Origin of the sequence: Bombella apis (assembly GCF_018221685.1) — a bacterium.
Lineage (GTDB): Bacteria > Pseudomonadota > Alphaproteobacteria > Acetobacterales > Acetobacteraceae > Bombella > Bombella apis.
Genome location: NZ_JAGJTM010000005.1, coordinates 7501 through 22026 on the forward strand (window position 1 = coordinate 7501; position 14526 = coordinate 22026).

Annotated in this window: 16 protein-coding genes (1 of these 16 only partly in view); 11 read left to right on the forward strand and 5 right to left on the reverse strand. The window is 61.1% G+C overall.

Annotated elements, in window-relative coordinates; all coding sequences use genetic code 11:
• Positions 1–124, reverse strand: partial view of a cell division protein ZapA gene (locus J8Z04_RS07155; RefSeq protein ID WP_081563301.1) — the 5' end (the start) only. 269 nt of this gene lie to the left of the window's left edge; 124 of the gene's 393 nt are visible here — the first part of the coding sequence; the start codon lies at positions 122–124; the stop codon falls past the left edge of the window.
• Positions 125–129: 5 nt separating this feature from the next.
• Positions 130–363 (reverse strand): hypothetical protein, encoded by a 234-nt coding sequence (locus J8Z04_RS07160; protein WP_103765175.1) that lies wholly within the window; start codon positions 361–363, stop codon positions 130–132.
• Between the two features lie 128 nt (positions 364–491).
• Here J8Z04_RS07160 and J8Z04_RS07165 point away from each other — a divergent pair, with 128 nt between their 5' ends.
• Both J8Z04_RS07165 and J8Z04_RS07170 read left to right on the forward strand, forming a co-directional pair.
• A complete protein-coding gene (locus J8Z04_RS07165) occupies positions 492–923 on the forward strand; it encodes a hypothetical protein (protein WP_192848483.1) in 432 nt (143 codons plus the stop codon).
• Positions 910–1488: a thiamine phosphate synthase gene (locus J8Z04_RS07170; protein WP_081563299.1), complete on the forward strand. Its 579-nt coding sequence runs from the start codon at positions 910–912 to the stop codon at positions 1486–1488. Before J8Z04_RS07165 ends, J8Z04_RS07170 begins: the two co-directional genes overlap by 14 nt.
• Positions 1489–1498: 10 nt before the next feature.
• On the opposite strand, the gene J8Z04_RS07175 is transcribed toward J8Z04_RS07170, so the two are convergent.
• The 3 genes from J8Z04_RS07175 to epmA are packed head-to-tail and all read right to left on the reverse strand — an operon-like array spanning position 1499 to position 3668.
• Positions 1499–2200 carry a hypothetical protein gene (locus J8Z04_RS07175; protein WP_086431219.1) on the reverse strand — a complete coding sequence of 234 codons (702 nt, stop codon included), beginning with the start codon at positions 2198–2200 and terminating at the stop codon, positions 1499–1501.
• 5 nt (positions 2201–2205) lie between these two features.
• Entirely contained in the window at positions 2206–2610 is a 405-nt protein-coding gene (locus tag J8Z04_RS07180; RefSeq protein WP_086431220.1) for a hypothetical protein, read from the reverse strand.
• A 56-nt stretch (positions 2611–2666) separates the two neighbouring features.
• On the reverse strand, positions 2667–3668 hold the full coding sequence (gene epmA / locus J8Z04_RS07185; RefSeq protein ID WP_043557946.1) for an EF-P lysine aminoacylase EpmA: 1002 nt from the start codon (positions 3666–3668) through the stop codon (positions 2667–2669).
• A 121-nt stretch (positions 3669–3789) separates the two neighbouring features.
• Here epmA and J8Z04_RS07190 point away from each other — a divergent pair, with 121 nt between their 5' ends.
• The 9 genes from J8Z04_RS07190 to J8Z04_RS07230 all read left to right on the forward strand — a co-directional run bounded on the left by J8Z04_RS07190 (position 3790) and on the right by J8Z04_RS07230 (position 14378).
• Entirely contained in the window at positions 3790–4854 is a 1065-nt protein-coding gene (locus tag J8Z04_RS07190) for a lysine-2,3-aminomutase-like protein (protein WP_192848482.1), read from the forward strand.
• 146 nt (positions 4855–5000) lie between these two features.
• The gene (efp, locus tag J8Z04_RS07195; RefSeq protein WP_043557943.1) at positions 5001–5567 is read left to right on the forward strand and encodes an elongation factor P; all 567 of its coding nucleotides are present in this window, start codon (positions 5001–5003) and stop codon (positions 5565–5567) included.
• 2 nt (positions 5568–5569) lie between these two features.
• On the forward strand, positions 5570–6397 hold the full coding sequence (locus J8Z04_RS07200) for an inositol monophosphatase family protein (protein ID WP_086431222.1): 828 nt from the start codon (positions 5570–5572) through the stop codon (positions 6395–6397).
• 97 nt (positions 6398–6494) lie between these two features.
• Positions 6495–7220: an OmpA family protein gene (locus J8Z04_RS07205; RefSeq protein ID WP_192848481.1), complete on the forward strand. Its 726-nt coding sequence runs from the start codon at positions 6495–6497 to the stop codon at positions 7218–7220.
• On the forward strand, positions 7217–8770 hold the full coding sequence (locus J8Z04_RS07210) for a MotA/TolQ/ExbB proton channel family protein (RefSeq protein WP_192848480.1): 1554 nt from the start codon (positions 7217–7219) through the stop codon (positions 8768–8770). Before J8Z04_RS07205 ends, J8Z04_RS07210 begins: the two co-directional genes overlap by 4 nt.
• A gap of 2 nt (positions 8771–8772) precedes the next feature.
• Complete coding sequence (locus J8Z04_RS07215) at positions 8773–9741, forward strand: peptidoglycan -binding protein (protein WP_192848479.1); 969 nt, start codon at positions 8773–8775, stop codon at positions 9739–9741.
• A 78-nt stretch (positions 9742–9819) separates the two neighbouring features.
• Positions 9820–11622 (forward strand): translation elongation factor 4, encoded by a 1803-nt coding sequence (gene lepA, locus J8Z04_RS07220; RefSeq protein ID WP_043557939.1) that lies wholly within the window; start codon positions 9820–9822, stop codon positions 11620–11622.
• 3 nt (positions 11623–11625) lie between these two features.
• A complete protein-coding gene (locus J8Z04_RS07225; protein ID WP_192848478.1) occupies positions 11626–13017 on the forward strand; it encodes a glycosyltransferase family 2 protein in 1392 nt (463 codons plus the stop codon).
• A 14-nt stretch (positions 13018–13031) separates the two neighbouring features.
• Positions 13032–14378 carry an NCS2 family permease gene (locus J8Z04_RS07230; protein WP_192848477.1) on the forward strand — a complete coding sequence of 449 codons (1347 nt, stop codon included), beginning with the start codon at positions 13032–13034 and terminating at the stop codon, positions 14376–14378.
• The last annotated feature ends 148 nt before the right edge of the window (positions 14379–14526 follow it).

Below are 14526 nucleotides of genomic sequence, written 5' to 3' on the forward strand. Positions count from 1 at the left end.
TTCTGCGTACTTCCTCAAGACGCTGCGAAATGGAGGCGGCAAGCGCCTTCAGATGGTCTTCCTCACCATCCTGACAGCCAACCGTGTAGCTGAGGCCACCGACCGAAAGCGTTACCTGCGCCATGACCCTTATCTTTCCTCTTCTTCTGTTTCAGGAGACGCAGCAGCCCCGAGCGCCCCGGCATCCATCTCGAGAATTGTCCGCAGGCGGGCCTCAAGAGCATCGATCCTGTCCAGCAGGGCCTGCCTCATTTCCTTCTGTTCCGTACGCTCGGCTTCGGCCTGGATTTCCTGCTGCTCCAGAGCAAAACCAAGCTGGACAAGGGCAATTTCCAACCGTTCAAGATCCGGATTTTTCTGCATGACACTCAACTGCCTGTTCTCCTGCACTGACACCCCCACCTTCATGGCCTATGATGCACGTCTGCCATGGCAGGATTCCCCTGCACTCCCAACATGACCATCCAGCTGATTTCCCAGATGAAGCCAGAATGACCGATCTTTACAGTGCGTCAAGCACCTTTCCACCCTTTCCACGCCCCTTCATCACCATTTCCTCCCGCCCTGCCCTCCTGAAGGCTCATCAACATTTCGCCACACGGCCCTTTACTATCCTCTCGCCCCTCCATGCCGGGGCAAGCCTAGGCGTAGACTGGTGGCTCCACCTCACCAGAGGATCTGAAGCCCCTTCCATTCTTGATTGCGGTGCCAGCGCCTCACTGGCCATCAGCGCCCTGCATGAAGGGATTGACGGAGTCGTTTGCCGCGATTTCCGTGCTGGACTCCCCGACGACATGAAACATCGCCTTTTCTCCAGCCGCCCAGAAGGTGACGTCATGCTGGACCTGCCTCTCTTCCAGGAGACGAAATGCTGGTCAACCAGCCAACAATCTGTCACATCTGACCCTCATGAATCACTGTGACCTCTACCCTGTCATCCCCTCACTTCCCGCCCTGACACAGCTTCAGGCGCAGCTTCCTCCCCTGCTGGCGCAAGAGGCCGTCACGGCTCTGCGGCTCTGCTTCGACAGGCCACCAGAGCGGAAACAGCTGGATGCCGTTCGTCAGATGGCCTGGGAAAGAGATGTCGCCCTGATTCTGGCTCCCGCCAACCTTGATCTGCTCCATGGTCTCTCCCTCAAGGAGAGCGATGGCGTCCATCTTTCCAGCCCGAAAGATGTCAAAACCTTTGCCGGACGCAGAGACAGACCGGAAGCGTTCCAGATCGGCTGCCATTGCCTGACACTGGATGACGCCATGCTAGCCGGGGAACAGGGAGCCGATTATGTCAGCCTGCCCGCCATCGGGCTGACAGCCCTGAAGCAGTGGAGCCTGTTTGCGGAACTGCCTGTCGTGGCCGAGCATGTCTGCACCACGGAAGAAGCCTTGGCGGCCACCCAGGCCGGAGCTGACTTTCTGGCCATCACGCTGGACCCGGCAGAGAATGGCCTAGACCATTTCACGGCCATAAGTGCAGCCATCCCCTGACGAAACCCTGTTACTGGTAGGGAAGGATTGAATCCACCATATACAGAACCCCGTTGGACTGCGGATAGCCATCACCGGCCAATGTCACGGTGCCATCTTTGCCGATGACCTCCACATTCCCGAAGGCCGTGGGCTTCAGGATCACGTCATAGCCGGGGCCGGCCAATGTCCGCACCTGTATGCTCCCGCCCCTCTTCGCCGCCTTGCGCCGGATTGTCGGCATGTCCCAGTGCCCTACAAGAATCATCTGGCCAATGAAGCCCGTCAGATAACCATGCCCCGTTGCCCTCATGAGGTCCGGCCTGACCTCATGCTTGAAGGCTTCAAACGGCCCATTGGGAACAGCCAGCACGGTATGATCCTTCTCTCCCTCAAGAATGGACCAGTATCCCGCCCTTATGACGGCAGCCTCAAAATCGGCCAGCTCAATGGCACTGGCCAGATTGTCGCTCAACGGCCTGTCCTCAAAAGAGAAAGCAGGCGGCATGTGGTACCGGACCTGCGGATTGGGAGGCGCATCCGGTGCGGCAGGCCGGTATGTCGCCTGAATGCTTTTCGCCTCGGGCAAGGCCTCCGCATGGGTTGAGCCATGTACGTCAACAGGATCCTGCCGGACCACCCGATGGCCAGAACAACCCGCCAGAACGGCAAGAACCATACAGGACAGACCCAGCCTCACGGACAGAGCCTGTCCTCCAAAAGAGCTACGCATCAGGCTCAACATCCTCCCCCATACAGCTTCCATCCCACAACCTTGTCTCCCACAACCTCAAATGTCGTCTGACAGGTAGCGCTGTAATAGCTCGGGGGAATGTTGATGCCCCCCCAGCCGCCACCATAGCCGTACCCGTATCCACCGCCCCAGCCCCAATCCCAGCTGGAATAGCCCGGCGAAACCTGCGTCTGTGTCTCGATATAAGAGAGGAAATTGTGCCCCTGTACATCGTAGGTACGGGCCGGAACCCCAAACCGCCGCAGCAGTTCAACGGTTGACTGACCAACCATGGAATCCAGAACCTTTGGCCGCTGAAGGGCCGGGACCGTACACCCGCCCAGCAGCATGACGGCCCCAAGGACCAGCCATGCCCGGCGCTTTCCCGCACCATTCACATCTCGTTCCATATCCCTCCCCCTGTTCCGCACGCCTGCACCCTGAAAACAGAAAATTCCGCTCCGCCTCAGCTTAACCAAAGAATCTCCTCAAGACGAGGGGCACCCGTTGCCAGCATCACGAGCCTGTCGAAGCCCAGTGCAATGCCAGAAGTCGGCGGCATGTCGGCCAATGCCTCAAGAAAAGCTTCATCCAGCGGCCAGTCCTGCTCTGGTGTGATCTGCATCCGCCGTGCCCGGTCCGTTTCAAAACGCTGGCGCTGCTCCTGCGGGTCCGTCAGCTCCTCGAAGGCATTGGCCAGCTCCAGCCCGGCAGCATACAGCTCGAAACGCAGGGCCACCCGAGGATCAGCCGGATCACGCTTTGCCAGAGCCGCCTGTTCGGCAGGCCAGTGCGTCAGAAAGGTCGGTCGCTCCCGCCCTATATGCGGCTCGATCCTTTCCAGAAGCAGGCGGAAGAACAGGTCCTCCCAGCTTTCTCCCTCCCGCAGCACCACCCCGGCCTCACGGGCCAGACGGTCGGCATCCCCGGCACTGGCCAGCAGGTCCACCCCGACATGGCGGGCAAAAGCCTCCTGCATCGTCAGGCGTTCAAAAGGCCGGTCCAGCTCCAGCATGACATCCCCATGAGAGAGACGGGGCGGCAGGACACGACGCAGCAGGTCCTCCGTCTCATCCATGAGGGACGACAGCCCGGCACCGGGACGATACCATTCCAGCATGGTGAATTCCGGCATGTGGGTCGCACTCCGCTCCCCGTTGCGCCAGACACGGGCCAGCTGGAACAGGGGCTGCCCCGTGGCCGCTACCAGACGCTTCATGGCAAATTCAGGACTGGTATGGAGGTAACGGACCTCGTCCGTGCCATCAGGACGTTCCAGAACCGTGCGGAAACAGCGCAGATGCACCTCTTCCCCCGGGGCAGGAACGGCATAGGGTGTCTCGACCTCCAGATACCCCCTGCCCTCAAAGAAGGCCCGCACGGCCTGCACCATCCGGGCACGCCGGCGCAGCAGGGGCAGGCGCTCCTGTATCCGGGCTGTCGTCTGTGTTGCGCTGGAACTCTCCATGACCGTTTCCTTCCACCCTCATCCGGCGATGCCGTCCCCTCCCTATAGGCCAGAGGCCCCGCACGGCACCATAGGCAGAGTTTTCTTGCAGGACGACGCGGCCTTTCGCTAGAGCAACCTCATGCACGATACCGCCTCATCCTCCCCGTCAGGCAGAACCCTCCGCAGCACACAATCGCTTCTCGAGGCGAAGCTCATCACGCCGGAACAGGCCCCGGCACTGGAGGAGGTGGCCAGGCATTATGCCACGGCCATTCCCCCCGCCTTCCAGCGGCTCATCACCAGCCCGGATGACCCGATCGCCCGGCAGGTCATTCCCGATGCCCGGGAGCTGCGGACCATGCCCCATGAAAGCGAAGACCCGATCGGTGATGAGGCCCTCTCCCCCGTTCCCGGCATCGTGCATCGCTATGAAGACAGGGCCCTGCTCAAGCCCCTGCTGGTCTGCCCGCTCTACTGCCGCTTCTGCTTCCGGCGGGAGCATGTAGGGCCCGATGGCGGCCTGCTGGGGGAAGAGGCTCTGGAAACCGCCTTCCACTGGATAGAGGCACATCCGCAGATACGGGAAATCATCCTGACCGGGGGCGACCCGCTGATGCTCTCCCCCCGCCGGATGCAACACATCATCCAGCGCCTGTCCTCCATCAGTCACATCGACATCATCCGCATCCACAGCCGTGTTCCCGTCGCCGCCCCGGAACGCCTGACCACGGCGCTTCTCGATGCCATGGAGACTGACCGTGCCCTCTGGATGGTTACCCACATCAACCATGCCCGGGAGCTGACGGACGAGGCCCGTGTGGCTGTCCGGCAGATGCTGGGCCGGGGCATCCCCGTCCTGTCCCAGTCCGTCCTGCTGCGGGGCGTGAATGACACGACGGAATCGCTGGAGGCCCTCCTCCGTGCCCTGATCGCCGCCCGCATCAAGCCCTACTACCTGCATCACCTCGATTCCGCCCCCGGCACGGCGCATTTCCATGTGCCGGTGGAGGAAGGCCGTGCCCTGCTGGAAAGCCTGCGGGGCCGGGTCTCCGGGCTGGTCTGGCCGACCTATGTCGTGGACATACCGGGCGGGAAAGGCAAGGTTCCACTCGGGCCGGATTATCTCGTCTCCACCCCGGCCGATGAAAGCTCCGGCTCCTCGCAGGCACGGGGACCGGACGGAAAGCCTTACCCTTTTACCTAGAGTGTACAGAGGGAGCTTGCGCCCGCCCCACCGACGCGGCTAGAAGTCTCCCTGAAGTTCATCAGAGAGTTTCCGCTTCTGCCCTGCCTGCATGGCCAGAAGCCTTGAGCAATACCCGATCTTTTGCATGTACATCAGGAGCTGACATGAAACAGCAAGCCAACCTCATCCGGGCCGGGCAGGTCATCGAACATAACGGCCGCCGCTGGACCGTCCTCAAGCAGCAGATTCTGACCCCCGGCAAGGGCGGTGCCTTCATCCAGGTGGAGATGCGCGACCTCGCCAGCGGCAACAAGAGCAACGAGCGGTGGCGTACGGCCGACACCGTCGAGCGTCTCGTCACAGAGGACAACGACTACATCTATTCCTACATGGATGGCGACAACATCGTCCTCATGGACCCCGAGACGTTCGAGCAGACCATGCTGCCGAAGGACATCCTTGGCGATCAGCTCCCCTTCCTTCAGGACAACATGACCATCAGCGTCAAGCTGGTCGAGGGCGACCCGGTGGCCGTCACCCTGCCGCCGCAGGTCACGCTGGAGATTGCCGAGGCCGACCCGGTCGTCAAGGGCCAGACGGCCAGCTCCTCCTACAAGCCTGCCGTGCTCTCCAACGGCGTGAAGGTGATGGTGCCTCCTTTCATCGAGGCCGGTGAGCGCATTGTCGTCCGCACGGAAGACGCCACCTACGTCGAGCGTGCCAAGGACTGATCATGCGTCTTTCTCCCCATATGGCTGTCATGCAGAACACCGCGCAGAAAGCGGCGCGGTCTCTCCTGCGTGACTTTGCCGAGGTCGAGCAGCTCCAGGTCAGCATCAAGGGTCCGGGAGACTTTGTCTCCCAGGCCGACATGCGGGCCGAGAAGACCATCCGTGAAGAACTGGCCCGTGCCCGTCCCGGCTATGCCTTCCTTATGGAAGAGAGCGGGGCCTCTGGCGGTGACAACTGGACATGGCGCTGGATTGTCGACCCGCTGGACGGCACCTCCAACTTCCTCCACGGCATTCCGCACTGGGCCATTTCCATCGCCCTCCAGCGTCGTCATCCGAATGGGGACGTCGAGCTGGTGGCCGCCGTCGTTTACAACCCGGCCTCTCATGAGATGTTCTGGGCCGAGAAAGGCATTGGTGCCTTCCTCAATGACCGGCGCATCCGTGTCTCTGCCCGGCGCAAGCTTTCGGAAGCCATGTTTGCCACGGGGATTCCTTTCGCCAAGGTACCGGCCCAGTACCGCATGCCTTTTGGCCGCGTGCTGAGCAGCCTGATGCCCAAGGTCGCTGGCATCCGCCGCTGCGGCGCTGCCGCCCTGGACCTCGCCTGGCTGGCTGCCGGCCGCTATGAAGGTTACTGGGAGCTGGGCCTGAAGCCGTGGGACTGTGCCGCAGGGCTGCTGATTGTCCGGGAGGCCGGTGGCCATGCCACGGATGTTGAGGGCAACGACCTCGGTACCCTTGATGATGATGTCCATGTCGTCGCTGGCAACCAGCACTTCCATGCCCCCCTGCGTGAACTGGTGCACAACGCCCTCACGCAGGACTGAAACATCATTCCACCATGACCGGGGATGGAGCCGTGTTCTCTGCTATGGCACCGCCATAAAGATTGCAGGATGCGGCTCCTCCGCATAGGATGCAGGCATGAAAAATCGGCTGGCTTCCCTCTTCCCTCTGCTTTGCACGCCTCTCATGGCGGGGCTTCTGTGCGCCCCGGCGGTGCGGGCCCAGATTTCCACGAATCTGGATGCCCTCCCCGAGGCTGCACCAGCAACCCAGACACCCCGGCAATCCGCCCGGCATGAAAATCGCACGGTGACCCATCCTGCCCCCGTACCGCAGGCCCCGCCCGTACCGCCGGGATATACCCGGGTTCCCAGCATTGCTGCTGAGGCTCCCAAACCGACAGTCATCACCCCACCAGAATTCCCTGTCATCCTGCACCCTGCCGTTCCCGCAGCGGACGTCCAGCCCGACGGAAGCAGCCACAGCCATACCGAGCCGCAGGAGGCAGACGCCCTGCGCATCCTGTTCGACACCGGCAGCACCGGCCTGAACGCCACAACCATCGAGTCCATCCGCCATTATGCGGAGACCATGGCCCCGAAAGCAGACACACGCTTCGTACTCCGCAGTTATGCCACGGTGCCCGGCAGCGACATCTCTGCACCCCGCCGTCTGGCCCTCTCCCGTGCCCTGGCCGTGCGTGGCCTGCTGGTACGGAGCGGCATTGCCACGACACGCATCTATCCCATCGCCCAAGGGCGGCCAGACAGTACCGACACCGCCCCTGCGGACAGGCTGGACATCCTCCCCGAAGCCAACCCCTCTCCTTCAGACAGTCCTGAAAAAGGAAACACGGCACCATGACGCGCCCGACCCGTTATCTCGTCCGTATCGTTGTTTTTCTGCTAATCATCATGGGGCTGGCCTTTGCCCTGCGGGATGTGCTGGTCCATGCTTTCATGGTCAATCCGGGACTGGACGGTGTCATCATCGCCATCCTGCTGCTGGGCATTCTCTGGAACCTCCATCTGACCATCCGGCTCTTTCCTGAAGTCCGCTGGGTCAACATCCTGCGCCAGCCACGAGCCGGGCTGAAAGTGCCGGAGCCGCCCCGGCTTCTCTCCCCCATGGCCCGTGTCCTGCGGGCACGGCGGGATGAGAATCCTGGTCTCTCCCTCTCCACCCAGACCACACGGGCCATGCTGGAAAGCCTGGAAGCCCGCATGGATGAAGGCCGGGAGATTTCCCGCTACATCACGCAGCTTCTGGTCTTTCTCGGGCTGCTGGGCACGTTCTATGGGCTGATTCTCACCGTACGTTCCGTGGCAGATGTCATCAGCGCCATGCCTTCCGGCGGGGCGGACATATCCACCATGTTCGAGCACGTCAAAACAGGACTGGTCAAACCGCTCGGTGGCATGTCCACGGCCTTCTCTGCCTCCATGTTCGGTCTGGCGGGGTCGCTCATTCTCGGCTTCCTCGACCTGACATCAGGACAGGCGCAGAACCGTTTTGCCAATGAGATCGAGGAATGGCTGGCTGACCAGACCTTTCTCGAAAACCCGGAAACAGGACCTGAGAGCCCCGCAGAAGACAGGCTGGCCACCATGGAAGCCTGGCTGCCACGTGTGCAGGACTTCATGCGGCTCACGACGGAAAATGTGGCCCTGCTCCAGCAGAACATCACCATCCTGCGCCGCATCCTGGAGGTTGACGGAGAGGACAACGCCAAGATCATTCTTGGCCTGCGCGCCCTGAACGAAACCATGCACAAGCTCTATGCCGATGGTGCCTTCCACAAGGACCAGTCCGCCATTCTCGGCCAGCTGACCAGCATGAATGAGACCTTCCGCAAGGGAGCTCCAGCGACGCAACATGACACATCCTCCCCATCCCGTGATAATCAGGGGTCTCTCATTGAGAGACTGACGCGCATCAGCGAGAATCTCCTGCATCATCGTGAAGCAGCCGCTCAGCCTCATGATAAAGTCCTCCGTGAAGGGCAGGCCGCCATCATCGAGAAGCTGGCGGAGATCCGTGAAGCCCTGCCTCATGAACGTGAAACCACATCCCATCAGCATGATGAGGCCATCCGGGCTGGACAGACGCACATCATTGAGAAGCTGACAGAAATCAACGAGACCCTCCGCAGCCATCAGGCACCCCCTGCCGCCCCTGCGCAGGACCTCTCGCAGCTCCAGCAGATCCTTCAGCAGATCGAAGAAGGGAACCAGGCCACACTGCGGACCATGAAGGCCCTGAGCAGCAGCGTCAGCCAGCGTCACTTCGAGGATCCGGCCGTCACCCAGCTTCTTCAGGACATGGAAAGGCAGCTGCTCGGCCTGCGTACCGATATCGTTTCCCTTGCCAGAAGTGAGAAAAGCCCCTTCATCTCCCGGCGTGGGGAGGGCTGACCATGGCCCGCCGCCGTCACCGCTCCGGCTCCATCAATGCCTGGCCGGGCTATGTGGACGCCCTCTCCTCCCTGCTGATGGTGGTCACGTTCGTCCTGCTCGTCTTCGTCCTCGGGCAGGAATTCCTCTCTGCGACCATCACCCAGAGAGAACACGCTCTGGAAAACCTGAAGCAGGAGCTCACCCATCTCAGTGACATGCTCTCCCTCAGTGAGGCAAAGGTCAAAACGCTGAGCAGTGCCGAGCAGGAACAGCGTGCCATGGTCGCCACGCTGAAGAGCCAGCTTGATGAGCGACAGCATCAGCTGGACGACATGCAGACCCACTCAAAAGAGGTCGAAAGCGCCCAGCTTGGCAGCATTGCCGATCTCTCATCGCAGATCACCGAGCTGACCCGCCAGCTCCAGGCCGTCTCCAGAGCCCTGGAGATTGAAAAAAAGAACGAGGTGGACAAGGATGCCCGCATCGCCGAGCTGGGGCAGAAGCTCAACATCGCCCTCGCTGACAAGGTCAACCAGCTTCAGCGTTACCGTTCCGAGTTCTTTGGCAGACTGAGGGACATTCTCAAAAATCAGCCAGGAATCTCCATTGTGGGCGACCGCTTTGTCTTCCAGTCCGAGATTCTCTTCCCCAGCGGCAGCGCAACTCTCACCCCGACAGGCCAGAAACAGCTCCTCACCCTGGCCCGTACGTTCCGTGAGGTAGCGGCCACCATTCCGTCTGATGTCCCATGGATTCTCCGTGTTGATGGCCATGCGGACCGCAAGCCGATCCGCTCCACTTTCCCAAGCAACTGGGAGCTGTCATCCGCCCGTGCCATTACGGTCGTCAAAACACTGATCACCAATGGGGTGGACCCGCATCACATTGCTGCCACGGCATTCTCCGGCTATCAGCCACTGGACAATGGCTCAAGCCCGGAAGCTCTGGCCCGCAACCGACGGATCGAGTTCCGCCTGACAGACCGCTAGCCCCCTTCACCCGTGGCGGGGGCCTCCCCGCCACCACACATGCTGACAGAACTTTCAGAATCACCTAATTAGGGCGTCATGACCGACACACCGCTTCACCTCATCCGCAATTTTTCCATCATCGCCCATATCGACCATGGCAAATCCACCCTGGCCGACCGGCTGATCGAAGCCTGCGGCGCCCTGACTGCCCGTGAAATGAAGGGGCAGGTTCTCGATTCCATGGAGCTGGAGCAGGAGCGGGGCATCACCATCAAGGCCCAGACTGTCCGGCTGACCTATCCCGCCAAGGATGGCAACGTCTATACGCTCAACCTCATGGACACGCCCGGCCATGTGGACTTCGCCTACGAGGTCAGCCGTTCCCTCGCCGCCTGCGAAGGGTCCCTGCTGGTCGTGGATGCCTCACAGGGCGTCGAGGCGCAGACTCTGGCCAACGTCTATCAGGCAATTGATGCCAACCATGAGATCGTCCCCGTTCTCAACAAGATTGACCTCCCGGCCGCTGAGCCGGAACGTGTCCGTGCCCAGATCGAGGAAGTGGTCGGCATCCCGGCAGATGATGCCGTGGAGATCAGTGCCAAGACGGGCCTGAACATCGAAGGCGTGCTGGAAGCCCTCGTCCAGCGCCTGCCTGCCCCCAAGGGTGATGCCGAGGCTCCCCTTCAGGGGCTGCTGGTGGACAGCTGGTACGACAGCTATCTCGGCGTCATCATCCTTGTCCGCATCAAGGAAGGCCGCCTGAAGCGGGGCGACAAGATCCGCATGATGCAGACCGGGGCAACCTATCATGTCGATCAGGTCGGCGTGTTCCTGCCCAAGATGCAGCCGGTCGATTCCCTTGGCCCGGGGGAAATGGGCTACATCAATGCCGCCATCAAGACCGTGGCGGACTGCAATGTCGGTGACACCATCACGCTGGACAACCGCCCGGCGGAAAAGGCCCTGCCCGGCTTCAAGCCCTCCATACCGGTCGTCTGGTGTGGTCTCTTCCCTGTCGATGCCGACGATTTCGACAAGCTGCGCACCAGCCTCGGCAAGCTGCGGCTCAATGACGCCTCCTTCCACTTCGAAGCGGAAACATCGGCTGCCCTCGGCTTCGGGTTCCGCTGCGGGTTCCTCGGGCTGCTGCATCTGGAGATCATCCAAGAACGTCTCTCCCGTGAGTTCAATCTGGACCTCATCGCCACCGCTCCCTCCGTCGTGTACAAGATGCACATGAACAACGGCGAGGTCGAAGAGCTGCACAACCCGGCCGACATGCCGGAGATCAGCAAGATCGACTATATCGAAGAGCCGTGGATCAAGGCCTCCATCCTCGTGCGGGACGAGTATCTGGGGTCCGTCCTCACCCTCTGCACGGAACGTCGTGGCGTTCAGATCGACCTGACCTATGTTGGAGACCGGGCCATGGTCGTGTACCGCCTGCCCCTCAACGAGGTGGTGTTCGACTTCTATGACCGTCTGAAATCCCTCACGCGGGGTTATGCCTCCTTCGAGTATCAGATGGATGGTTACGAGGAGAGCGATCTGGTCCGCATCTCCATCCTCGTCAATCACGAGCCAGTGGATGCCCTGGCTTTCATCGCCCACCGTACCGTGGCCGAGACACGGGGCCGGGCCATCTGCGCCAAGCTGAAAGACCTCATCCCCCGCCAGCTCTTCAAGATCGCCATCCAGGCCTCCATCGGCTCCAAGGTGATCGCCCGTGAGACGCTGGGGGCTCTCTCCAAGGATGTCACGGCCAAATGTTATGGTGGTGACATCTCCCGTAAACGCAAGCTGCTGGAAAAGCAGAAAGAGGGCAAAAAACGCATGCGGCAGTTCGGCAAGGTCGAAATTCCGCAGAGCGCCTTCCTCGCCGCCTTGAAGATGGACTGACCCATGCCCCGGACCGCCGCCCTTCTCTGCGTCCACAATGAAGCCAACAGGCTTGGCTGGTGGATCGCCCACCATATGGCGGCGGGTTTTTCGGCCCTGCTCATCTGTGACGACCATTCCACCGATGGTACGCAGGACATCCTGACCCAGGCAGCCCGCAACTACGACATCCGCCTGCTGACAACGGACCGCCAGGAAACAGACAGCCTGCACCGCCATCAGGATGCCCTGCTGACCATGCTCCAGCAGGAGGGCGACCATTTCGACTGGATCATCCAGCTGGCCGTGGATGAATATTTCACGCCTGATAGCGGCTCCGTGAAGGCGTTCCTGACCGGGATGGAGGCAGAACTGGGGGCAGAGACCTTCCAGAAAACCAGTCATCTCCCTGTCAACTGGTGCCTGACCGGCCTTGGCCAATGGGCCCACAAAACCCTTGATGGGCAGATGCCCCATCCACGGGCCCTCTTTCAGACCCACGCCGACAGCAATTTCCCGGACAGCCGGGTCACACGGTCTTTTTTCCGTCCTTCCAGCAGACAGGGCCTGCCAGACCCGTTTGCCCATATCCATGCAGCGCCGGACTGGTCCGCTGCCCGCATCCTGCATGATGCTGCCACCAGCAGCCACACACCGCAGATGCGCCGCCACTTCGACCGCAGCGAACAGTTCTACGACAAAGGGCAGGCTCTCCTGCCCCAGACGCTGGATATCAGCGCCCATCTCCTTCAGGGCCTGATCCTCGGTGCCTGTTACGCCATACAGAATGGACAGGCCCCTACCTCCTCCACCGGGGCACCTCCCCCCGAGACCGCCTGCCGCTTCAACCGGTTCCATCTGCACCGCGACGGACAGCGGCTTGCCCTGAACAGGGACAGCCGCATGACAGGCTTCCACCCCCTTGAGGAACTCCGGGACAGTCCCACACTGATACCGCTCTGCCTCATCAAGCCGGAAAACCCCGTACCGGGAATGGAAAATCGGGCATGGCTGTATGCAGACCGTCCGTCTGGCCTCCCATACCTGCCCGCAGCAGCCCCTGCCTCCACCTGTTTCCCGACCCTGCTGGACTGCCTGCCCCTCCATCTCCAACAGGATGACGGAGCTGTCAGGCTCTCGCTCCGCCCGACGGCGCTGGCTTTTCCCGATGACGCCCCCATAACCCTCATCCCCGCAGAGACCTCCTCATTCTCTAGGCTGGCCCCCGTGGAAAACGCTCTCCAGCACTTTACACTCCATGGTTTTTCAGCCGCTGGACTCCATGAAGCCATACGGCAGGGCCGGTGGCTCTCACCATCCGTCATCGGGGCTCTCTATGCCCAGCTGCCAGAGCAGGAGGCCCGTACACTCTTTACCCCCCTGCTCTACCGGCTCTTCCACGACTGGCCCCGCTAGACATCCCCTCTTTCATGAAACATGACGCCGTGATCCGCTCTTCCCTTGACCATTTCTTCCAGATCACCCGGCGTCACTCAACAATCCCCCGTGAAATCAGTGCCGGACTGACCATTTTTGGCTCCATGGCCTATATCATGGCCGTCAATCCGGCTGTTCTGGCAGGTGCCGGACTGGCCCGCCATGACATGATCATGACCACCATCGCCGGTGCCGTAGCCGGAACACTGCTCATGGCCCTATGGGCACGGCTGCCCATAGCCCTGGCCCCCGCCATGAGCAGCAATGTCCTGTTTGCCCAGGTGGTCGTTCAGCAGGCCCATGTCTCCCCCTCCACGGCCTTCACGGTCGTCCTCTTCAGCGGGATGTGTTTCACGCTCCTCTCGCTCACACGGCTTCGCCTGAAAATCATACAGAGCTTTCCACCCTGCATCATACTGGGCATCCAGACAGCCATTGGCGCTTTCATCGCCCGGATCGGTCTCATCTCCGCCGGAATCGCCGTCCCATCCGCAGGCGGGCTTGGTTTTGCCTCCCTCTCGCACCCGGCCGTGATCCTTGCCCTGGCTGGGGTGATGTTCTGCCTGCTGCTCCAGCTTCTCCGTATTCCCGCAGGGCTGCTTGTCACCATCATGGTCCTGACCCTTGCCGGCCTTGTCGTCCCCGGCCCTGATGGGCAGCCCCTGACCCAGCTTCCCGGCCACCTGATTGACTGGCCCCATTATCCGGTCAACATGCTTGCGCCCTTCGACTTCCATGAATTCTTTCAGCATCTCGGGCTGCTGCTGCCCATCACGCTCTATATCCTGCTCAGCGATTTCTTCGATGCCACAGGAACGATGCTGACAGTGACACGACAGGCTGGGCTCTGCGGCACCAGAGAACAACCCGACCTGCCTCCCCGCGCCTTTGCAGCGGACGGAGCAGCCAGCATCATCGGGGCCCTGCTTGGAACCTGTACCGTTTCCGCCTATCTGGAAAGCCTGACAGGCGCCGAAGCCGGTGGCCGTACAGGCCTCAGCGCCCTTGTGGTCGCCCTGCTGTTTGCCCTCTCCTGTTTCTTCTGGCCCCTGATAACAGCCATCCCCGCTCTGGCAACGGCCCCTGTACTGGTCTTTGTCGGAATCATCATGCTCAGCAACCTGACCGAACTGCCCGACAATCTGGAAGAGTCCTTCCCACCCCTCTGCATGGTTCTGCTGACGGTCGTTACGGGCAGTTTCATGCTGGCCCTTGCCTGCGGAATGCTGCTCTACACGGCCATGCTACTCATCAGACGGGCATTTCACAAAGTTACACCTGTCATAATTTGTCTTGATATAACTTTTCTCTGTTACATGATTCTGCAGGGGCGGTTTTAATGAAACTGTAAGACAAAAGCCCTGATGTTCCTCGATAAAAAACGTTAAAACAGGGTTGCCACTCTCCCGGAAAAACATCACGGCGCTCCGTGATGTTCCCCGACGGGCAGGATGAGGGCTGGAAAAAATCTCTCCATCCCTGTAATGC